14 protein-coding genes and 1 pseudogene are annotated in these 23,058 nt (G+C 48.5%); 6 read left to right on the forward strand and 9 right to left on the reverse strand.

The window, feature by feature from the left end; all coding sequences use genetic code 11:
* The first annotated feature begins 23 nt into the window (after window positions 1-23).
* Together BM292_RS06290 and BM292_RS06295 are read left to right on the forward strand one after the other, a co-directional pair.
* Window positions 24-2,264: an ABC transporter permease gene (locus BM292_RS06290; protein ID WP_143434076.1), complete on the forward strand. Its 2,241-nt coding sequence runs from the start codon at window positions 24-26 to the stop codon at window positions 2,262-2,264.
* 99 nt (window positions 2,265-2,363) lie between these two features.
* Entirely contained in the window at window positions 2,364-2,687 is a 324-nt protein-coding gene (locus BM292_RS06295; protein ID WP_092856425.1) for a hypothetical protein, read from the forward strand.
* A 108-nt stretch (window positions 2,688-2,795) separates the two neighbouring features.
* Here BM292_RS06295 and BM292_RS06300 read toward each other — a convergent pair whose 3' ends face one another.
* Entirely contained in the window at window positions 2,796-3,668 is an 873-nt protein-coding gene (locus tag BM292_RS06300; protein ID WP_092856428.1) for a LysR family transcriptional regulator, read from the reverse strand.
* Window positions 3,669-3,900: 232 nt separating this feature from the next.
* Here BM292_RS06300 and BM292_RS06305 point away from each other — a divergent pair, with 232 nt between their 5' ends.
* The 4 genes and pseudogenes from BM292_RS06305 to BM292_RS11725 all read left to right on the forward strand — a co-directional run.
* The gene (locus BM292_RS06305) at window positions 3,901-4,989 is read left to right on the forward strand and encodes an efflux RND transporter periplasmic adaptor subunit (RefSeq protein ID WP_092856431.1); all 1,089 of its coding nucleotides are present in this window, start codon (window positions 3,901-3,903) and stop codon (window positions 4,987-4,989) included.
* Window positions 4,989-8,060: an efflux RND transporter permease subunit gene (locus tag BM292_RS06310; protein ID WP_092856434.1), complete on the forward strand. Its 3,072-nt coding sequence runs from the start codon at window positions 4,989-4,991 to the stop codon at window positions 8,058-8,060. Before BM292_RS06305 ends, BM292_RS06310 begins: the two co-directional genes overlap by 1 nt.
* Entirely contained in the window at window positions 8,057-8,809 is a 753-nt protein-coding gene (locus BM292_RS06315) for a 3',5'-cyclic-nucleotide phosphodiesterase (protein ID WP_092856437.1), read from the forward strand. Before BM292_RS06310 ends, BM292_RS06315 begins: the two co-directional genes overlap by 4 nt.
* A 130-nt stretch (window positions 8,810-8,939) precedes the next feature.
* Window positions 8,940-9,107, forward strand: a pseudogene (locus BM292_RS11725) (type II toxin-antitoxin system RelE/ParE family toxin); the annotation flags it as partial.
* On the opposite strand, the gene BM292_RS06320 reads toward BM292_RS11725, so the two are convergent.
* From BM292_RS06320 to pdhR, 8 genes are all read right to left on the reverse strand, one after another.
* Window positions 9,078-12,215: an efflux RND transporter permease subunit gene (locus tag BM292_RS06320; protein ID WP_092856440.1), complete on the reverse strand. Its 3,138-nt coding sequence runs from the start codon at window positions 12,213-12,215 to the stop codon at window positions 9,078-9,080. The pseudogene BM292_RS11725 and the gene BM292_RS06320 overlap by 30 nt on opposite strands.
* Window positions 12,196-13,425 carry an efflux RND transporter periplasmic adaptor subunit gene (locus BM292_RS06325; protein ID WP_092856443.1) on the reverse strand — a complete coding sequence of 410 codons (1,230 nt, stop codon included), beginning with the start codon at window positions 13,423-13,425 and terminating at the stop codon, window positions 12,196-12,198. Before BM292_RS06325 ends, BM292_RS06320 begins: the two co-directional genes overlap by 20 nt.
* A gap of 65 nt (window positions 13,426-13,490) precedes the next feature.
* Complete coding sequence (locus BM292_RS06330; RefSeq protein ID WP_143434077.1) at window positions 13,491-13,841, reverse strand: hypothetical protein; 351 nt, start codon at window positions 13,839-13,841, stop codon at window positions 13,491-13,493.
* A 92-nt stretch (window positions 13,842-13,933) separates the two neighbouring features.
* The gene (locus tag BM292_RS06335; protein ID WP_092856449.1) at window positions 13,934-16,006 is read right to left on the reverse strand and encodes a M13 family metallopeptidase; all 2,073 of its coding nucleotides are present in this window, start codon (window positions 16,004-16,006) and stop codon (window positions 13,934-13,936) included.
* A gap of 193 nt (window positions 16,007-16,199) precedes the next feature.
* On the reverse strand, window positions 16,200-17,624 hold the full coding sequence (gene lpdA, locus BM292_RS06340) for a dihydrolipoyl dehydrogenase (RefSeq protein WP_092856452.1): 1,425 nt from the start codon (window positions 17,622-17,624) through the stop codon (window positions 16,200-16,202).
* An 83-nt stretch (window positions 17,625-17,707) separates the two neighbouring features.
* On the reverse strand, window positions 17,708-19,438 hold the full coding sequence (aceF, locus tag BM292_RS06345; protein ID WP_092856455.1) for a dihydrolipoyllysine-residue acetyltransferase: 1,731 nt from the start codon (window positions 19,436-19,438) through the stop codon (window positions 17,708-17,710).
* A 21-nt stretch (window positions 19,439-19,459) separates the two neighbouring features.
* Complete coding sequence (aceE, locus tag BM292_RS06350) at window positions 19,460-22,129, reverse strand: pyruvate dehydrogenase (acetyl-transferring), homodimeric type (RefSeq protein WP_092856459.1); 2,670 nt, start codon at window positions 22,127-22,129, stop codon at window positions 19,460-19,462.
* Window positions 22,130-22,139: 10 nt separating this feature from the next.
* Window positions 22,140-22,895, reverse strand: a complete 756-nt coding sequence (gene pdhR, locus BM292_RS06355; RefSeq protein WP_092856462.1) for a pyruvate dehydrogenase complex transcriptional repressor PdhR — start codon at window positions 22,893-22,895, stop codon at window positions 22,140-22,142.
* Window positions 22,896-23,058: the final 163 nt, after the last annotated feature.

Genomic DNA, 23,058 nt, shown 5'->3' on the forward strand with positions numbered 1-23,058 from the left:
TATGCATGCTCACAGCTATCTCATTGTTACTTGGTGATAGATTATTTTTCAGTAATCCACCGTGGGTTCAAAACAATGAGCGGTTTTATACGCTTTCAACTGCTTTCGAAGATGGGCGTCAGTCCGGCACGAGTCGACAATCGATAGACTATCTTAGCTCACTAGCAAGTGTTGACGAGGCTTCATGGCTCATGGCAAAGCGCTATGATATTAAGTCTTCAGAACATCAATTAAATACTCCGCTGGCGATTGTTTTCGATGAAGCTCTCATTTCTTTACTGGCGATTCCGTTTCCGAAAAATCAGTCAATTGAAGAAGGCGTTTGGCTGAGTAATCGTTATTGGAAAGAGACATTTTCGAGCGATAGCGACGTTGTCGGCAGTTACCTCTCTCATTCAAGAATTCCGACAGGCATACAGGTTAAAGGCGTTTTGCCACCATCGATGGATTCAATAGGCCCGTGGCAACCTGATATATGGCTTCCCGGTTCGTATCTTCAGTACACAACACCGTTTGCATCGGAAAACGCTGTTCTTATTGATCGGTTTCTTCGCGCGATTCCCGAATACTACGGCGTGTTTACGACCGACCGAGATATTGATGTGACACAACTTACTTCAATTATGAAAGACGCCGATCTATCGGTTTCTGGCATGAGCATGCAGGGAACCGGCGCAGCATTAGAAGTTTTTGAGGGTGTTGAGTTAAACAATCCAGTAACGCAAGCCATGAAGACGCAATGGCAAATATTAATACTTCTCGTTATTACGCTTGCGTTTATTTTCTCCTTAAGCACCATCATGATTCACAGTAGCCGTTCTGTTCTTTTCCAACAGGAATTGCGAACGTTTCATGTATTAGGTGCTCGCTTTCAAGATATTCTAAAATCCTCGGCAGTAGCCAGTGCTATTCAGTTGCTTATCATTGCGATACTTTCAATATTTTTGCTACTCACATTGTATACTGCGACATTGGAGTATTTCGGATTTTTAGAGTTTTCCGCAACAGTTACATCGTTTGATTTATTTAAGTATTGGTTAAGTGCATTCTGCCTTGTTACTGCCATTTTCATATTTTGTACTCTGCTACCAATAACCGCATTAAAAAATCGTATGTTGTTCTCAAGAATGGTTGGAACAATACGAAGTAAAACACAACTGATGTTGGGACAAGTTAATTTGATTATTCAAATAACAGTCGCTCTTGTTGCCCTGAATTTCAGTTTTTCTCTGATTAATAATCAACTCAGTAGTTTTCATTCTCTCGGCTTCAAGCCTGAAACGCTAACGTTTGAGATTAATCGTCAGGGCGGCACGCTACCTTTGCAGACTATGGAAAAAGCCGCGGCTACTCACAACAACCCGATTGAAATTGCCTTCTCAACACGCCCATTTAATGACGCTGTTACTGTTGCAAATGAACAAATAAGCGACCAGGCTCCGCCTCAAATTGACGTTCACTATGTTACGGCCAACTATTTTGACGTTCTTCAAGCTAACATATTGAAATTAGATGAACCTTGGCGTTTTGGTGTTGTTATCAATAAAGCGGCGGCTAATCAATTAGCTCCCGACCAAGAAGTTGCCGCGCTAATCGGTCGACCAATTGAATTGGGTAAAATAATGGGCCGTCAAACTATTATCGGAATCGTCGATGATTTGGCACATACAGGTCGATTCTCGGGCCGCAAGCCAACAGCATATGTGCTAGTTAAAAATGACACCCATTCAGATGTGAATACGGCTTATTTATCGGCAGGCCCAACTCGTCATCAAATTCAAGAAGCTCAGCAAATGTTAGCCGCGACTTTAGTAACACCGAATTTTTCAACGACCAAGCAACTCGGGGAAGTTGTTTGGTCATACGAGCAACGAAACATGAATTTAGTTTTCTTTTCTATTTTGCTTGTACTGACTATTTCATTCAGCATCTTCGTAAACCTTAGCTATCAAGTAAAAATGCGCCTCGCACTCGAGCAGCATCAATATGGATTACTTCGCGCTATTGGGGCTCCTAATAGTTCACTGTTGATGCGCGGATTTCGGCAACCTATTTTAGCTTTAGCCATAAGTACGTTATTGGCGACCTGCCTATTTGCTGGCATTAAATTGATTATCGAGCAATCATCGTTTGCTATCCAGCCAAGCGTTATTGGCGCGTTATTGGCAGTCGGTTTACTGAGCATCATTATTTTGTTGGCGGTGATTCGACCAATGATGAAGTTGATTCGTAAGCCAATTTCAGAATTATTAAAAAACGCATAACGTTTCGGATCCAACGGTTACGCTTTTTTACAATTCCGACATAAACCTTTCACAAATTTGGACTATCTTAATACATGACATCTCGTGGGGGGATTAGTCATGAACACACATCTATTGAAAGGTCTTTTCTTAGCTGCAGCACTTACTTCTGCAGCACCAGTTTTAGCTGAATCCGTCGAGTCAACCGAGTTTGTTGATATGCCAGTGTATCGCTTTGTTTATTCTGCTGAGCGAGCAGTTGGTAGTTGGGATCACAGCGTTGATGTTGCACGAAACGATATTCGTAACGAGACATCGAATGACATTAGAAGCGACTCGCACTTGAGTCTGCAAGCTACTGGGGCGGCATTACGCGTGCAGTTTGGTTACGCAATTTATAAACCAGAAATAAAGCAGCCCTTAATCTGGAAAAAACTTGTTTAAGTGCAAGTTCGATATTAGCTATTAGATATTGGATATTAGAACGAATGTATCGAGTATTTGTGTTTTCGCTAATATCTAATATCCAATAGCTAATATCACTTTTGATTTTCAAAAGTAATCCCAGATTATTTGAGCGGCGGGGCCAGCTATACGCTCGGCTGAACGCACCAAATGCACCTCTAAGTGAACTTGGTTGATGAAATCGGGAATGTCGATTCGCACCAGATCACCGCGCGCCAGCTCATCCACAATAATATCTCCCGGCACGATGCCCCACCCCATACCAGCAACTAATAATTCACGTTGTGCAATGGAATCATTCACACGAATGCGCTGTTGTCCGGGCATACGGATCATTCTATCGAGGTTAATGCCGACGTCTTGGTTTTGCGGCATGAGCATCGGGATATCGAGTAAATCACGGCGTTGCTTGGGCAACCCATGCTTGGCAGCAAGACTTGGTGAGATAGCAACTAAAAGCTCAAAAGGACGCACGAGTTTGGTCTCAAAGTCACCATGTTGCCTAAAGACTGGTAGCCAAGGTGTGAGCGCCAAGTCGGCTTCACCTTCGCGCACAGCTCGCAATGATTTTAATTGCGCTTCGCCATTCAATAATAAATCAGTTGCTGGATAGCGCTCTTGCACGGCGCGCATCGCTTTAAACAAACTGGCCGGCGCACAGGTATGATCGTAAGAAATGCGTAATAGTGGCTCAGCGCCTTCGCGTAATTGTTGCGTTAAGCTTTGCAGACGCTGCTGTTGCCTCAATACCTCGCGCGCCTGCCGCAGAAACTGCTCGCCAAAAGCGGTGAGCTTCAAACGATAACCCTCACGATCAAACAATGGGAATCCCGCCTCGTCCTCAAGCTTTTTAAGTGCCATACTGACAGCAGCTTGCGTTCGGTGGAGTTGCTCGGCTGCACCTTGCAAGGTACCCGTTTCACTTAACGCATTGAGCATTTGGAGCTGCTGAATTTTCATGAGCGATTGGCCTTGTTAAGCTTTTCTGAATAAGTAATCAAGATTAATTCAATATAAATTAACAAGAAACAAGGTAAAATCAAGTGCGATATTAGCTATTGGATATTAGATATTAGGGAAAACACACATACCTGATACATCAGTTCGAGTATCCAATAGCTAATATCGAATTGGCTTTTCTAATATCTAATATCCAATAGCTAATATCGTCGTTGCTTTTAAAGGAGAATTTATGCGCATTCAGGTTTTAGTGCTGACCGGACTTGCCGCCCTCACCAGCTTAGTTGGCTGTAGCGAAGGCGTTGCGCCCGTTGCTCAGGAAGAAGTGGTGCAGCCGGTGAAGCTCTACACGGTTAACTTCTCTGATGATCAGCGGATTCGTCATTTCCCGGCGGTGGTTGAAGCAGCGCAAGTGGCACAATTGGCGTTTCGGGTTGGTGGTGAAATTACTGAGTTTCCGGTGAAGGCTGGTAACGAAGTGAAGCAAGGTGAATTGATTGCCAAGCTTGACCCGACCGACTACCAATTGGTGTTAGATCAAGCGCAGGCACGGTTTGAATTGGCGCAAGCTCAGTTTCGTCGGACCGAAAATCTGGTCGAACAGGGGGTGATTTCGCCACAGCAATTCGATGAGGTGAAGTCCAATTTAGAGGTTGCACGAGCCAATTTGGAGACGGCACGCGCAAATGTGCGTTATACCGAATTACGGGCTCCTTTTGCGGGCACTGTGGCACATGTTTTCGTTGAACGTTACGAAACGGTCCAGCCCCAGCGTGCTATTGCCACGTTACAGATGAATAATGCGATTGATGTGAGTATTCGTGTACCTGAGGGATTGTTTGCACGGGTTCAGCGCAATACGAACTATCAACCGGATGTTATTTTTGCAGCTGCTCCTGAGCAAAAGTTCAAAGCGACACCGAAAGAATGGGACACCACTGCCGACCCGGCGACAAACACCTACAAGGTCGTGTTCACGTTACCCACACCCGAAAATTTAAATGTGTTGCCGGGCATGTCAGCAATGGTCGCGGTGGATGCTCAAGCGGTTTCACAGCAAATGGATGCGGCGCTAATTATCCCCGCATCGGCGTTATTTTCGCCACCAACAAAAGCCCCAGACCAAGGTCATTTTGTGTGGGTATATGACCCGCAAACTGAGCGCGTGACTCAGCGTGAGGTCAACGTGCGTGCGTTGACAAATCGCGGAGCAGAAATTACCGACGGTCTTGCTGCCGGCGAGCAAATTGTAATTGCCGGTGTTCACGCGATTAGCAATAACCAACGTGTACGTCCGTGGGTGAAGGAGCGTGGTCTGTGATGAATATTGCACGCTTCAGTATGAAGCGCAGCACCACGAGTTGGATGCTGCTGCTGATTCTTTTGCTGGGTGGCTTGGTGGCGCTACAAAATATTGGGCGTTTGGAAGATCCGGAGTTCACCTTGAAGCAAGCGATGGTGATTACGCAATATCCTGGCGCCACCGCACAGCAGGTTGAAGAAGAAGTGACCTACCGACTTGAAAACGCGATTCAAGAGCTCAGCTATGTCGACCACATTACGTCGGTCTCACAACCGGGTTTAAGTCAAATCACTATCGAAATGCATAGCACCTTGCGTAAGCATCAAATGCCGCAGGTGTGGGATGAGTTGCGTCGTAAAGTCAGCGACTCACGCAAAACTTTGCCACCGGGTAGCGGCGAGCCGATGGTCAAAGATGACTTTGCCGATGTGTACGGTATGACTTTTGCCATTAGCGGAGACGGATACACGTATCAGGATATTGCCGACTACACCGATTATTTACGCCGCGAGCTGGTTCTCGTTAAAGGTGTTGGCAAAGTCATGGTGGCGGGCAAACAAAACGAGCAAGTCATTGTTGAGGTTTCGCGCGAAAAGCTAGCTAACTTTGGTATCCCGCCTCAACAACTCGTAAATCTGTTACAAACCCAAAACGCGGTTAGCGACGCTGGCCGGGTGCAGGTAGGTCAAGAGCGTATTCGTTTACAAACCAGCGGCGAATTTAATAGTGTGGACGAGCTGGCCAATTTAATGATCAGCAATCCTGGCGCTGACGAGCGTATTTTGCTGCGCGACGTCGCAACGGTAACCCGTGAATACCAAGAGATTCCAACGCACTTAGTACGCTACAACGGGCACGACTCATTATGGTTGGCGCTGTCTTTTGCTGAAGACGTGAACGTTGTTGAAGTTGGTGCGCGAGTAATGCAAAAGCTGGATGAACTGCGCTATGCCCAGCCCGTTGGTATGCAAGTCGACAAAATTTATGACCAACCTTCCGAAGTTGATCATTCAGTAAATAACTTCCTCATCAATCTTGCTGAAGCAGTCGTGATTGTTGTGATTGCGCTACTATTGACCATGGGCTTGCGCTCCGGCGTGCTGATTGGTGGGGTACTCCTCATTACCGTTCTCGGTAGCTTCATTTTTATGTATCTGATGGATATCCAATTGCAACGGGTATCGCTTGGTGCGCTGATTATTGCGCTGGGTATGTTGGTTGATAACGCCATTGTGATTGCCGAAGGTATGCTAGTTGGCGTCCGGCGTGGCTTGTCGCGCATTCAGGCAGCCAGTGACGTCGTCCAACAGAATATTTGGCCCTTACTGGGTGCTACGGCTATTGCCGTGATTGCGTTTGCGCCGATTGGTCTTTCGCGCGACGCAAGCGGTGAATATGCAAACTCACTTTTTTGGGTATTGTTTATTTCATTGCTATTAAGCTGGTTTACGGCGATCACGCTTACGCCGTTCTTAGGAAATATTCTATTCCGCAAAGACGCACGTGCGCGCTCGGCTCGCGAGCAACCTGAAGATGACGACCATGTTTATAACCACTGGGTATTCCGGGGTTATCGTGTGATGCTTCATCGTTTCTTGGCATGGCGCAAAACCACGATTGCGGTCATGTTACTGTTACTCATTGCGGCGGGTTACGGTTTCACGACCATTAAGCAATCATTTTTCCCGCCGAGCACAACGCCCATGGCATTCGTGGATTTGTGGTATCCGCAAGGTACTGATATTCGCGCGACGGCACAGCAAGTGAAACAACTTGAACATTACCTCAACGAACAATCTGACAGCGACGGATTGGTGTTTACCGCGGCAACGATTGGTCAAGGTGCTCCGCGCTTCACGCTAACCTACTTAGTTGAGAAGTCTTACGAAAGTTATGCACAGCTGATACTTCGCGCTGACAACACCGACCAACTCGAACAGGTATTGCTCGATTTCGAAGACTTCTTACGTACAGAGCAACCTGACGTTGAATACAAAATGAAGCCTCTTGAAATGGGCCCGACCCAAGCAGCCAAAATTGAAGCTCGTTTTAGTGGGCCTGACCCTGTGATATTGCGTCAATTGGCTGCGCAAGCTAGAGAAATTATGGCGCAAGACTCAGGCGTTCGTAATTTAAGGGACAACTGGCGCCAGCGTACGAAAGTATTAGTTACCGATTTCAATGAGGCGGCGGCACGGCGGTTGGGTATAACGAAAGCCGATGTAGACGACGTTCTTAAACGCAATTTTGCCGGGCAAACCGTTGGTATTTATCGCGATGGCACCGACTTGCTACCGATTGTCATGCGAGCGCCAGCTAACGAACGTAGTGACATTGATAATTGGCAAGAACTACAAGTGTACAGCTCGGCGCTCCAGCAGCATGTGCCGTTAGGTCAGGTCGTTCGCGATGTGCAACTCATGGCTGAGGATAATTTGATTGTTCGTCGCGACCGCAAACGGACGATTACGGTGATGGCGGATCACAATATTTTTGGCGATGAAACCCCAGCGATGGTGCTTGCTCGGGTGCGCCCTGCGATTGAAGCAATCGAACTGCCAGCGGGTTATGAGCTGACTTGGGGCGGCGAGTTTGAGGCTTCCAATAAAGCCACCGGTGCGATTTTCCAAGCACTGCCGTTAGCGTTTTTGGTGATGTTTATCATTACCGTATTGCTATTTAGCTCGATTCGTCAGGCCGGTGTGTTATGGACCACCGTGCCGTTGAGCGTCATTGGCGTCACCTTGGGCCTTGTGCTGACCAATCAACCCTTCGGATTCATGGCATTATTGGGCTTTCTGAGTCTCTCCGGCATGTTGATCAAAAACGGTGTGGTCTTGCTCGAGCAGGTTCGCGTGGAATTGCACTCTGGCAAAGAAGCGTTGCAAGCGTTAGTTGATGCATCAGTCAGCCGTGTGCGGCCGGTTACAATGACAGCAGCGACCACCATTGTCGGCATGATTCCATTGTTATTTGACGACTTTTTTGTCAGCATGGCCGTAGTTATCATGTTTGGTCTCGGCTTCGCCACCTTGTTAACATTAGTGGTGGTTCCTGTCATGTATGCTTTGGTGATGCGCGTTAAATGAACATCAATGTGTTAGGTGCCAGTGGTGGCTTAGGTGGGCTCACTGGCACTACTTGCTTGCAAGTGAATGAATCGCTCTTGATTGATGCCGGCACTGGCGTCACGCAGTTGTTACTGAAACAAATGCAGCAAGTACGGCATATTTTTTTAAGCCACAGCCACAGTGATCATATCTGCTGTTTACCCATGTTACTGGGTAATCTCTTTAACGTTGCCGATGCCAGCTCGCCAGTGACAGTGTATGGTTCCCACGACACCCTAGAGGCACTGCGAGAACATGTTTTTAATTGGGTGATTTGGCCGGATATGCGGGAGCTCCCGTCCAAAGACAAACCCTTGTTGCGTCTGCAGGAAATCAGCGCCGGTGAACAGATTTGTATTGGTGATGTGTGCATTGAGCCATTTCGTACCTACCACACTGTTCCCACCTTCGGTTTTGCAATCCGCAAAGAGAACCAAACCACGGCGTTTGTAGCCGACACGGGTTATGCCGACAGCGTGATTGAGAATATCAACGCACTGGGGCCACTCGATGACATCATTTTTGAATGCTCATTTCCGAATGAACTTGAATCGGTTGCGAATCAATCCTGCCATTTAACGCCGCAGTTATGTTTGCGATTGCTTGAGGGGCTGCATTCACAGCCCCGCCGCGTATGGATTAATCACTTGAAACCTGATGTGGCTGATGCGGTGCATAAACAACTTCGTGAACTTCAGCCACCGCAAGGGTGGCAGGTGCTGCTTTAAACGTTATTCGTTATTCGTTATTCGTTATTCGTAAGTGGCACTTTAAACAAAGTGATACTTCTTTGCTACGAATGAGAATGTATTGTGAAAGTTGAACTGGTTACTAGCTTGAAGCGCCGAGCTACCAAAATTCCCACGACGTGGTCGCATACCTCCTGAATTACCAAACTCGGTTTATCGTGAATTAGTCGTCCCGCCGTGTCGCATTTTTTGTAAATGCGAACAGCAGCGGGTTATCATTGTGCATGTGATGCGAGACGAGCAACAGTTACGCCTGTTTATGCTCGGCACGAGCTAACGTGTAGCGGTGATACAACCAATACACGGCTGGTAGCACGAATAAGCTAAGTAGTGGCGCAGCGACCATACCGCCAATCATGGGCGCTGCGATGCGCTGCATCACTTCACTTCCGGTACCGTGGGTGAGCATAATTGGCAACAAGCCAGCAATAATAGTAATTACCGTCATTGCCTTAGGCCGAACACGCTGAACCGCACCTTCCATAATCGCATCGTGTAATCCTTGTTCCGAGCGCGACTGACTGTCACGCCAGGCGTTATTGAGATACAACAGCATCACGACCCCGAACTCAGCCGCGACGCCTGCCAGTGCGATCATTCCGACCACGACAGCAATGGATAAGTTGTAACCAAGCAACCAGATGAACCATAAGCTTCCGGCAAGCGCCAGCGGCAAGGTTGCCATAATGAGCACCGCTTGTTTAAAAGAACGGAAAGTTAAGTAAAGCAGGATCAGAATAACCGCTAGGGTGACTGGCACGACTTCTTTGAGTTTCGCTTGAACGCGTTGCATTGACTCATATTGCCCTGACCAACTGACGCTGTACCGCGGTGGAAGTTGGTACTCACTTACAAGAGGCTGTGCTGCTGCTAATACATCACCAACTGCAACATTATCGGCGACATCGACGAAGACCCACCCCGTTGGGCGAGCATTTTCGCTACGGATCATGGCCGGCCCGACGGTAACTTCGACGCTAGCAACTTGTTCCAGCGTTACCCATGCACCATCTTTGCTCACTAAGGGTAAGGTTTTCAAACGCTCAACATGATCACGATCTGCACGCGGATAACGTAAGGTAATTGGATAGCGCTCAGTACCTTCGACAGTTTCCGCAATCGTCGCACCACCGATACCGAATTGGATGGCAGTTTGGATATCGGCTTGGCTTAAACCGTAACGCGCTGCACGAGCTAAATCAGGACGAATTTCAATATAACGTCCGCTTGCTGGGCGTTCCGCAAATACTGATTTAACTCCCGCAACATCCTGTAAGCGCTGTTCTAAGTCGGCGCCAATACGCTGAATTTCACTTAAGTCAGGCCCTGCGATTTTTAGACCCAGTGGCGTTTTCAAGCCGGTTGAGAGCATATCGATACGTGTCTTAATCGGTTGCACCCACGCATTCGTGATACCTGGCACACGTACGGTGGCATCCAACTCAGCGATAATATCGTGAATAGTAAAGCCTTCTCGCCACTCACTTTGCGGTTTCAGCTGAATGGTGGTTTCTAGCATGGTTAACGGCGCTGGGTCGGTTGCCGTTTCCGCACGTCCGGTTTTACCAAACACGGTATCAACTTCAGGTACTTGTTTAATGAGCCGATCGGTTTGTTGTAGCAATTGACCAACCGCCGCAGGGCTAATTCCTGGCATTGTGGTTGGCATATATAGTAAATCACCTTCTTGCATGGTTGGCATAAACTCGCTACCAATCTTGCTATAAGGATAGTAAGCACTCACTGCCGCCAGTATCGCAACGACAATCGTGAATCGCGGCCAATTCAAAACCACGTTCAGTAATGGTCGATACACTGCAACCAGTAGCCGTGTGATGGGATTACGCTGCTCGCTGATAATTTTACCACGTACGAAATAGCCCATTAACACCGGTACGAGTGTAATCGACAGCAATGCGGCCGCAGCCATCGCAAACGTTTTCGTGTATGCAAGCGGTGCAAATAGCCTACCTTCTTGCTGCTCTAACGCGAACACCGGAACGAAACTTAAGGTAATAATGAGTAGCGATAAAAATAGTGCAGGACCAACTTCCGCTGTGGCTTTTGCCATAACCTGCCAATGTTCAGCGCCACGTGGTTCATCGCCATGCTGTTCACGGTAACGCTCAAGATGTTTATGCGCGTTCTCAACCATCACAATGGCAGCATCAACCAATGCACCGATGGCAATCGCAATACCGCCAAGGCTCATGATATTGGCGTTGATACCAAGCCAACGCATCACCATAAAGCTGATCAGTACGGCCAACGGCAACGTAATAATCGCCACCAGAGCCGAGCGCATGTGCAATAAAAACAGCACCGTTACCAGAGCAACAAAGGCCATCTCTTCAATGAGTTTATTGGTTAAGTTGTCGACTGCGCGTTCAATCAATTGCGAGCGGTCATATACCGGCGTAATTTCAACGCCTTCCGGAAGGCCTTGTTGCAGAGTTTTAAGCTTATCGCGCACACGTTCGATGGTTGCTAACGCGTTCTCGCCATGACGCATCACCACAATTCCGCCGACCACTTCGCCTTCACCGTTAAACTCAGCGATACCGCGACGACTCAGCGGCCCACGACGTACTGTCGCCACGTCATCCAATGTGATGGCTGTGCCTGCGCTGCTACGCACATTGAGTGGCAACTGACGTAAATCGTCGAGCGACTGAATATAGCCGGTACCGCGCACCATAAATTCAGCTTCAGCCATTTCCACAATACCACCGCCAACTTCTTGGTTAGCTGCTTGAATAGCTTGACGGATATCAGCAATGGTTAGGCCATAAGTTTGCAGGCGCTGCGGTTCTATGACCACTTGATAGGCCTGCACCATACCGCCCACTGTGGCGATTTCAGATACGCCGCTCACGCTTTGAAGTTCTTGTTTTAAGAACCAATTTTGCAAACTAGTCAGCTGACCCAGATCGTGCGTGCCTGTGGTATCGGTGAGCACATACTGGAATACCCAGCCGACACCGCTGGCATCGGGGCCTAGTTCAGGCGTCACGCCTGCTGGTAGTTGCTGTTGTGCCTGACTCAAATATTCGAGAACTCGGCTACGCGCCCAATAAATATCGGTGCCGTCTTCGAACAGGATATATAAATATGAGTCACCGAAGAATGAGTAACCGCGTACTTCTGATGCACCAGGTACTGCCAACATGACATTTGCTAGCGGCCAAGTGACTTGTTCTTCCACCAGTTGTGGCGCTTGGCCGGGATAATTCGTTTTGACAATCACCTGTACGTCGGAGAGATCTGGTATTGCATCCAATGGTGTGGTGGTCATCGCGCGCCAGCCAAACCACGCCGCAAGCATGGCGGCAATCAGCACCAGCATGCGGTTGCGTAGCGAGGCATTAATGATGTGCGTGAGCATCAGTTGCCTCCTGTTCGCCGGTTGCGCGGCTATTTAACAAAGTCGCTTCTGAATCTAATAAGAATTGACCGGAAACCACGACTTGTTCGCCAGCCTCAAGACCATGCAAAATTTCAGCTTGCTCGCCAATGACGAGACCAACATGAACGTCGCGCTGCTCAAAGGTGTTGTCATTCGTTTTCACGATCACGCGATTGTTTGCACCGGTAACAATCAGGCTACTTAATGGCACCGTCAACGCTTCACGCTTGGGTCCACCATACAACTCAACCTGCGCTTGCATACCAACTAATAAGCTATTACCCACTTGGCTATTGGGTAGTTTTATCCGCACCCGTTGCGTTCTCGCTTGTTCATCCAGCGACGGATAAATGTATTCGATTTCAGTTTCGTAACCGTTGAGGTTCGCCTGTGGCAAAGTCACATCAACCGGCGCGCCCACGCGAAGCCAATCGCTGTACCGCTCAGGCACATCGGCAATCAGCCAAAAACTTTCATCACCTATGAGTGTGAGCATGGCCAAACCGGGCTCAACGTACATACCTTCGGCAACGTTAAGCTGCGTGACAACACCTGCTTGCGGCGCAAACACGGGTACGCGATACATGATTTCGCGACTCTGCTCGATTTCCTTAATAAGTTGCGGAGCAAAGCCAAGTAACTCAAGACGTAGCTTGGCATCGCGCACTAATCTCGCATTGCTCGCGCTGTTGCTCAAAACTTGAAGTAAATCCTGCTGCGCCACCACAAGTTCACGGCTGTATATGTCATAAATACGATCGCCTTTCTGGACTTGCTTCCCTTCGCTACGCACATAAAGCTTTTCGATCCAACCGGCGGCGCGGGCATGCACATGATGGCGCGCGTTATCATTCCAAGCCACCTGCGCGATGGTTGGGTAATAACGCCACAACGTATCGTATGTCACGGCGGTGGTACGAATGGCAAGATTTTGCTGCATCGAACCACTCACTTGCACCGACTTCTCCTCTTGGCGCTGACGCGGCTCAAGATCCATGCCGCAAATCGGGCACGTGCCGGGCTCATCACTGATAATATGACTGTGCATAGGGCACACATATTCGGTGCTTTGTTGAGACTGTTCGCTTTGTTCGCTGTGATTATGGTTGAGTTCGAACTCTTGCGCGTGACCCTGCGGCAACGCGAATGCCAAACACAGTATTGCAGTGAATAAACGTAAAATTGTCATAAGAAAACCTGCCAATAAAAATTAAAACGCACAAGCATCGGTGCTTGCGTTGCAACGAGTTTTAATTAGGCAGACATTGGAGGGCGCAGTTGGCCTTCTTGACGCGACAACGGCACAGCTTGCAGGCTTGGCCATTGCTCGAAAATACTTAGGTTAGTTTGTAATTGAATCGCGGTAATCAAACCACTGGCTGAAGAGCTACAGTGATGCTGACAATCACCGCAACTGTTATCGCAGTTGGTGTGAGGGTTTGCTGAAACTTGTGCCTTTTCAGTATCGCAACAATCGTGATTGGCATGAGTGCCTTCCATGTCTTGATCAGACATTTGATGTTGCATGTGCTGATCTGGCGTTACTGGCATAGCTTCCCATGCTTGCCCCGAAAACGGCGCCAGCAATAAGCTTACAATAATCATCAGTTTCAACAATATTTGCATGGCAGATAGTATAAACCCACTTCTGGGGTAATTACCAGAAGTGGGTTTTGCACTTAATTAGCCAACTTGCCTTACCAAATGGTAACGCGCTCTTCTGGCGGTAAGTACAACTCATCGCCTGGCTTCACATCAAAGGCTTCGTAAAACGCTGGAATGTTAACGACAGTACCGTTAACGCGATAGTCTGCTGGTGAGTGCGGATCGCTCAGCACTTGGTTACGAACGAATTCGTCGCGTGCTTTGTTTTTCCATACTTGTGCCCAGCCTAAGAATACGCGTTGCTCACCGGTAAAGCCGTCCATGACTGGCGATTCTTTGCCGTTCAATGAATTGACATAAGCACGATAGGCAATGGTTAAACCAGCCAAGTCACCAATATTCTCACCCAAGGTCAATTTACCGTTGATGAAGGTTTCTGGAATGACTTCATAGCTGTCATATTGAGCGGCTAATTGTGAACCACGCGCATCAAACGCTTCACGGTCGCCGTCAGTCCACCAGCTATTCAAGTTACCGTCGCCGTCATACTTCGAACCTTGGTCATCAAAACCATGGCCTAATTCGTGACCGATAACCGCACCGATACCGCCGTAGTTCACTGCGTCTTCAGCATTCATATCGAAGAATGGTGGCTGCAAGATACCTGCCGGGAACACAATTTCATTACGCACTGGGCTGTAATACGCGTTCACGGTTTGTGGTGTCATACCCCAGTCTTCTTCTTTAACCGGCTGGCCAATTTCAGCGATGTTCTCTTGGTAGTCAAACGCATACGAACGCTTCACGTTTTCGACCAAGTTATCGTCAGAAACAACCAAGCCTGAATAATCGCGCCATTCGCTCGGATAGCCCACATATGGGGTAAACTTGCTGAGTTTTTCGAGCGCTTTTTCTTTGGTCTCGTCAGACATCCATTCAAGATCTTTAATCGACTCGCCATAAGCCACAATCAAGTTGTCGACCAACTCTTCCATGCGCGCTTTGGCTGCCGGCGGGAAGTATTCTGCAACGTATAACTGACCCAACACTTCGCCTAAAGCGTTGTCGGTTGCGTCTACACCACGTTTCCAGCGCGGCTCTTGCTCTGGCGTACCACGGAGTACTTTGCCGTAGAATGCGAAGTTACGATCGTTGATTTCTTCAGTGAGCATTGACGCAAAGCGGTTCACTGTGCGCAATGTCATGTAATGCTTCCACGTTTCAACGCTCACGTCGTCGAACATGTCGCCAAATGTTTCAAAGTAGCTCAACTGAGACACAATGTATTGGTCAGCAACGTCAATACCGGTGATTTTTGCGTAGGTTGGGAAATCAAAACTACCCATCAACGCAACCATTTCGTCGGTTGATTTTGGATTATAGGTCGCTTCCGCATCACGGCTTTGCACGCGGCTCCAATGTGCTTGAGCAATTTTGGTTTCGAGTTCTAAAATCGCATCCGCTGCTGCTTCGGCTTTTTCGTAATCCACCAACGCCAAAATATCTTTGATATAGGCTTTGTATTCGTTACGAATTTCAACGAATTTCTCTTCGTCTTTCAGATAGTAATCGCGGTCTGGCAAGCTCAAACCTGACTGACCCATATACAGTGCATTGTAATCAGGGTTTTTCTTGTCGCCGTAAACATAGAAGCCAAATGGACCACTGACGCCAATTTTCGCCAGCTCAGCGAAGCGTTCAACGACATCGGCATGAGTTTCAACTTGTGCAATGGCTTGCAAGTCTGCTGCGATTGGCGTGTAACCCAGGCTATTTAACTTTTCGACGTCCATATAGCTGTTGAAGAAGTCACCGATTTTTTGAGCATTTGAGCCCTCTTCCGCTTCTTGTGCTGACGCGGTTTCAATCAGTGTACGTAGACGTTCTTGATTACGCTCACGCAGTTCAAGAAACGAGCCGATACGTGATTTGTCGGCCGGAATTTCTGTATTTTCATACCAAGTACCGTTCACAAATTGGAACAGGTCATCTTGTGGACGTACGTCGGTATTAAATGCATCTAGACGCAAGCCTGAAGTGAGCTGCTGCTGTGGTTGTTCTTGTTTGGCTTGCTGATTTTGTTGTTCGGTTGTTTGTTGTGGCGAGCATGCAGCTACACCTAACGCGAGCGCAACGCTCAGCGCAATGGTACTTACTTTATTCATAGGTTCCCCGTTTGTTTTATTGACCAATCACGTTGTCAGTAAATGTTTAATAACCTTTCTACCTTAAGCCATGCGCCATTTGTGTACAACAGAAATGCTATGCTAAGTACCGCAGTTGCCGGATTTTTGGTCGCAAATTGTTTCGGAGAGGGAAAGAAAAAACCCCGTGAGGTGAGTCACGGGGTTTTGGTAGTTACTTTTTCGCTTTCTTGTTCGGGAGGTCGGTGATTGAGCCTTCGAACACTTCAGCTGCCAAGCCTACTGATTCGTGTAGGGTTGGGTGCGCGTGAATGGTCAGTGCGATGTCTTCTGCGTCGCAGCCCATTTCGATGGCCAAGCAGATTTCGCCGAGTAATTCACCCGCGTTTGAACCAACTATAGCACCACCGATGATGCGGTTGTTTTTATCAAACAACAACTTGGTGAAGCCGTCAGTTGCGCCTTGCGCAATCGCACGGCCAGAAGCTGACCATGGGAATACCGCTGCTTCGTACTCGACGCCTTGCTCTTTCGCTTCTTTCTCGGTCAAACCTGCCCATGCCACTTCTGGATCAGTATAAGCAATTGAAGGAATCACTTTCGGATCGAAGAAGTGTTTCTTACCGGCAATGACTTCGGCAGCAACGTGGCCTTCGTGAACCGCTTTGTGCGCCAACATTGGTTGACCAACGATGTCACCGATCGCGAAGATGTTCTTCACGTTGGTGCGCATTTGGTTGTCAACTTCAATGAAGCCACGGTCAGTCACATTCACGCCAGCATTTTCTGCGCCAAGTTTCTTACCGTTTGGTGCACGACCTACGGCAACCAATACCGCGTCGTACTTCACTGGTTTCTCAGGTGCTTTGTCGCCTTCGAAAGTCACGTGAATGCCGTCTTTCTTGGCTTCAACTTTCGCCGCTTTGGTGTTCAACATGATGTTGTCGAACTTCTTCGAAATCGACTTGGTGAATGCTTTGATAATGTCTTTATCGGCTGGTGGTATCAGCTGCTCGGTCATTTCGACCACGTCAACTTTCGCACCTAATGCGCTGTATACACAGCCCATTTCTAAACCGATGATACCGCCGCCTAAAATCAACATACGACCTGGGACGAATGGTAATTCTAACGCATCTGTCGAATCCCAAATACGCTCGTCGTCGTGCGGTACGAATGGCAATTTGATTGATTGTGAGCCCGCAGCGATAATCGCGTGCTCGAAGTTCACCACGGTTTCGTTGCCGTCTGCGTCTTTTACTTTCAGTTGTTTGTCGCTCGCGAATTCGCCAACGCCATTCACAACTTTCACCTTACGCATTTTCGACATTTGGCCTAAGCCACCGGTTAACTGACCGATAACTTTTTCTTTGTGTGCACGAATTTTGTCGAGGTCGATTTTTGGTTTGCCGAATTCGACACCTTCAGCGCCCATGTGCTTGGCATCTTCAATATGCTTGGCAATGTGCAACAATGCTTTCGAAGGAATACAACCGACGTTCAAACAAACGCCGCCTAAGGTGCTGTAGCGCTCAACCAATACGGTTTCTAAACCTAAGTCAGCAGCACGAAACGCTGCCGAGTAACCACCTGGGCCGCCACCGAGAACGACAACTTGGGCCTTCACTTCTTTGCTCATATCAACCTCGTTAGAATTCGGTAAAAACTCTTCGGTAAAAACGTTGGGGCTGATTATAACAGCCCCGGCACGATTTGTTTAATTTATAGAACTAATTTGCGAATGTCAGAAAGCACCGCGCTTAAGTACACACTAAAGCGCGCGGCTACGGCTCCGTCAATGACACGATGGTCGTAGCTTAAGCTCAATGGCAACATTAAGCGTGGCTCGAAGTCTTTGCCATTCCATTTCGGCTTCATCTCGCTCTTCGATACACCCAAAATGGCAACGTCAGGCGCGTTCACAATTGGTGTAAAGGCTGTACCGCCAATGCCACCAAGGCTAGAAATTGAGAAACAACCGCCTTGCATGTCTTGCGCTTTCAGCTTGCCGTCACGCGCTTTTGCACTGATTTCAAGGAGTTCGTCCGACAATTCATAGATGCCTTTTTTGTCGACATCACGAATCACTGGAACCACCAAGCCATTTGGCGTATCGACCGCGATACCGATGTGCACGTATTTCTTCATGATCAGGTGCTCACCATCGTCCGCCAGCGACGAGTTAAATACTGGATACTCGCGCAATGCTTTGGCAACCGCTTTCATGATGAATACCAACGGCGTGATTTTCACACCGTCTTTTTTCTTCGCTTGCAGCTCGTTTTCCTGCTTACGGAAGGCTTCAAGCTCAGTGATATCCGCTTCATCAAATTGCGTGACATGTGGAATCGTCACCCAGTTGCGGTGCAGATTCGGGCCTGAAATCTTCTGGATGCGCGTTAATGGCACTTCTTCAATTTCACCAAACTTGCTGAAGTCCACTTTCGGTGGCGCAATCACTTGTAAACCGCCAGCACCTTGAGCGACACCACTAGAAGCTGTTGCTTTCGGGCGTGACAATTCATACTTCACGTACTCTTGCACGTCTTCTTTCAAGATGCGCTCTTTGCGACCTGAGCCTTTCACCTGATTCAAATCAACACCAAATTCATGGGCTAAACGACGTACCGCAGGTGATGCGTAGGCCAAGCCTTCGGCTTTCGACTTCTTATCGAGCGGGTGATCCGGAACTGGTGGTTTGCGCTCGGCGGATTTGTCGGGGTCTTTGCCTTCGTTTGATGAATCGGTTTTAGCTGGTGACTTATCGGCGTCTGCTGAGCCGGTAGATTGGGTGTCAGACCCCGCTGGCGCGGCGTCAGACACCGATCCGGCTGCGATTTCAAGTTTTATGACGAGTGAACCTTGTTTGACTTTGTCGCCAACTTTGACTTCCACTGACTTCACCACACCCGCTTCTGGGCTTGGTACGTCCATCGTTGCCTTGTCGGTTTCCAGAGTGATCAAACCGTCTTCAGCATTAATTTCATCGCCTTCGCTAACCAACACTTCGATAACGTCAACTTCGCCATCTTCGCCAATGTCAGGGACTGTGACTTCGATGATTTTTTTCTCGTTGGCTGCAGGCTTGTCTTTGTTTGATGACTCTGCTTCAGCTGGTGAGTCTTCTTCGTTTGCTGAGCCGGTAGGTTGGGCATCAGACCCTGCTTCCGCAGTGTCAGACACCGGCTCGGCGTTGGAATCAGACACCGAGTCGGCTGCTGCTTCGAACATCGCCAACAGGTCGCCTTCTTTGATTTTGTCGCCCACTTTGACTTTCATTTCAGCGACGACGCCAGCAAATGGCGCCGGGATATCCATCGACGCCTTATCGCTCTCAACAGTAATCAGCGAGTCTTCTGCTTCAAGGCTATCGCCTTTGCTAACTAATATCTCGATGACTTCAACTTCATCACCGCCCACATCGGGGGCTTTTACTTCTTTTAAATCTGCCATTATTGCCTCCGCTCCCGGCGCTTACGCGTACAGTGGGTTGATTTTGTTCGTATCAATGCCGAAGTCTTTGATAGCTTTTTCCACTACCTTGGCATCGATATCGCCCGCTTTCGCCAGCTCAGTCAACGCAGCTACTGCAATGTAATGTGCATTCACTTCAAAGTGACGACGTAAATTATCGCGGCTATCTGAACGACCGAAACCATCCGTACCCAGCACACGGTATGGTGTTGGTACCCACGCACGAATTTGGTCAGCGTATTGCTTCATGTAATCCGTTGCAGCAATGGTTGGGCCTTTCGCCTTGCTCAATACGTCAGTGACATAAGCAGTTTTCTGCTTTTTGCCTGGATTGAGCATGTTGTAACGCTCAACGTCATAGCCGTCACGCGCCAATTCGTTGAATGACGTTGCACTGTAGACCTTCGCAGTAATACCGAAGTCATCGGCTAATAATTTCGCCGCTTCGCGTACTTGTTGCAAAATAGTACCCGAGCCTAACAACTGAACTTCACCCTTCGCACTTTTCGCTTTGTGCGTTTCGAACTCGTATAAGCCTTTGAGGATTCCCTCTTCCACGCCCTCTGGCATTTCTGGCTGTTGGTAGTTCTCATTCATCACGGTGATGTAATAGAACACGTTCTCTTGCTCACCATACATACGACGCAAGCCGTCTTGAACAATCACTGCCACTTCATAACCGTAGGTTGGGTCATAAGTAATACAGTTTGGCACGGTGTTGAACAAGATATGACTGCTACCGTCTTGGTGCTGCAAACCTTCACCATTCAGCGTGGTACGACCGGCAGTACCGCCGACCAAGAAACCGCGCGCTTGGCTATCGCCTGCCGCCCATACCAAGTCACCCACACGTTGGAAACCAAACATCGAGTAATAAATGTAGAACGGAATCATCGGCTCATTGTTGGTCGAGTAGCTGGTTGCTGCCGCCACCCACGACGCCATGGCGCCTAACTCGTTGATACCTTCTTGCAGTACTTGGCCTTTTTTATCTTCACGGTAATAAGCAACTTGATCAGAGTCTTGTGGTTCGTATTTCTGACCTTGACTCGAGTAGATACCTACTTGACGGAACAAACCTTCCATACCAAAGGTACGTGCTTCGTCAGGGATAATCGGCACAATACGCTGACCAATTTTCTTGTCTTTTAACAACGCTGTGAGAACACGTACAAACGCCATGGTGCTTGAGATTTCACGCTCACCAGAACCTTTGGTCACTGCCTCAAATGCTTTCAACGAAGGAATTTCAAGCTCAACCGTCGTTTGCGGTAGGCGCTTCGGCATGAAGCCGCCAAGCGACTCACGACGCTCGCGCATATACTTCATTTCTTCGCTGTCTTCAGGGAACTTGTAGAACGGAATGTCTTCAAGCTCGCTGTCTTTAATTGGAATGTTAAAGCGGTCGCGGAAGTGTTTGATCGCTTCCATGTCCATTTTCTTCACTTGGTGCGCGATGTTTTTACCTTCACCCGCTGCACCCATACCGTAACCTTTCACGGTTTTCGCCAAGATAACCTGTGGACGACCTTTGGTGTTCACCGCTTTGTGATACGCCGCGTACACTTTCATTGGATCGTGACCACCCCGGTTCAAGCGCCAGATGTCCTCGTCGGTGAGGTTCGCGACCATGGCTTTGGTTTCTTCCGTTTTACCGAAGAAGTGCTCACGGGTATACGCACCACCTTTCGCTTTGTAGTTCTGATATTCACCGTCAACGCTGCTTTGCATGATGTCGGCAAGTTTACCTTCGGTATCGCGATACAGGAGAGGATCCCAATAGCGGCCCCAAATCACTTTAATTACTTCCCAGCCCGCGCCACGGAACGTGCCTTCAAGCTCTTGAATGATCTTGCCGTTACCACGTACCGGACCGTCTAAGCGCTGTAAGTTACAGTTCACGATAAAGGTCAGGTTATCCAAACCTTCGCGGGTTGCTAAGCCAATTGCACCCAAGCTTTCCGGCTCATCCACTTCGCCGTCACCTAAGAAGCAGTAAACGCGCTGGTTCGAGCAGTCTTTGATGCCGCGGTCGGTCAAATACTTCAAGTAGCGAGCTTGGTAAATCGCCTGCATTGGACCTAAGCCCATGGATACCGTCGGGAACTGCCAGAAATCAGGCATCAAGTGCGGGTGTGGGTACGATGGAATACCCTTGCCATCGACTTCCTGACGGAAGTTATTTAATTGTTCTTCGCTGATGCGGCCTTCAAGGAAAGCGCGCGCATAGATACCTGGACATGCGTGACCTTGAATGTATAGATAGTCACCGCCGTCTTGCTCGGTTGGCGCACGGAAAAAGTGGTTAAAACCGACATCGTACAACATGGCCGATGAAGCGAAGCTGGAGATATGACCGCCAAGCTCTAGATCTTTCTTCGAAGCCCGCAAAACCATCGCCAATGCGTTCCAACGAATCGCCGAACGAATGCGATGTTCGATGGTGCGGTTACCTGGCATTTCCGGCTCTTGGCTGGCCGGAATCGTGTTGAGGTAAGCCGTGGTTGCATTAAATGGTAGATACGCACCGCTACGGCGAGCTTTTTCAATTAAGCTTTCGAGCAAGAAATGGCCACGTTCTGGGCCGTCTTCTTCCAACACGACCTCGAGGGCTTCAAGCCACTCGCGCGTCTCTTGCGGGTCGATGTCGTCTTTTAAATGGTCAGTCATACTTCTGTCCTTACCCTTGCTGAGTTCGGCGTAGCGACCGCTGAATCCGCGACTGTTCACGGTTCGAGGCGAGCAACGCATGTTCAATATAGGCTAGCAACTGATGACAAGCTTCACGCGCTTGTTCGGGTTCACCAGCCGTGATGGCAGCAACAATTTGCTGCCGATGTTCATGTAACTGCTGCATCACTCCAGGCTTGTGCGCGAGGTCATGCAGGTTTTGCTGAATATTTTTCTGCAACAGTGGCAGCATACTGCGTACCAAGTGCAATAGGATCACATTGTGTGACGCTTCGGTAATACGCAAATTGAATTCGGTCAGTGCCTGCGCCTGTGCGGCAAGCTCCCCACCTGGGTCCTTTTGTAATGCCTCAAACGCCGCAGCAATTGCTTCAATATCTGCGGCAGTGCCGCGCATGGCGGCATAATACGACGAGATACCTTCAAGCGCATGACGAAACTCAAGCAAATCAAATTGTGATTCCGGATGTTGCGCCAGTAAGTCTAGCAAAGGTTCAGCAACACGCTCTTGCATGTTATCGCACACGTAGGTGCCGCCACCTTGACGTCGCTCAACTAAGCCGCGAGCTTCGAGTTTTTGAATAGCTTCGCGCAGGCTTGGCCGCGATACCGAGAATTGCGCGGCTAAATCGCGCTCAGACGGGAGCCGCGCTCCTGCTTCGAGCGTGCCGTCGACGATCATGCCTTCAATGCGGTCCATGATGACGTCGGATAGTTTGGTTTGCTGTATGCGCTGGAAAGTCATAGTTAACGTCAAACCCGATATTAGCTATTAGATATTCGAAGAGCCATTTCGATATTTGCTATTGGATATTAGACAAACAACAAATGCCCGATACGTCGGAGCTAATATCTAATATCTAATATCTAATATCGCTCTTGTTGGTTTTTGGTCATACCAATAGACC

The sequence above is a fragment of the Pseudidiomarina tainanensis genome (assembly GCF_900115255.1).
Classification (GTDB): domain Bacteria; phylum Pseudomonadota; class Gammaproteobacteria; order Enterobacterales; family Alteromonadaceae; genus Pseudidiomarina; species Pseudidiomarina tainanensis.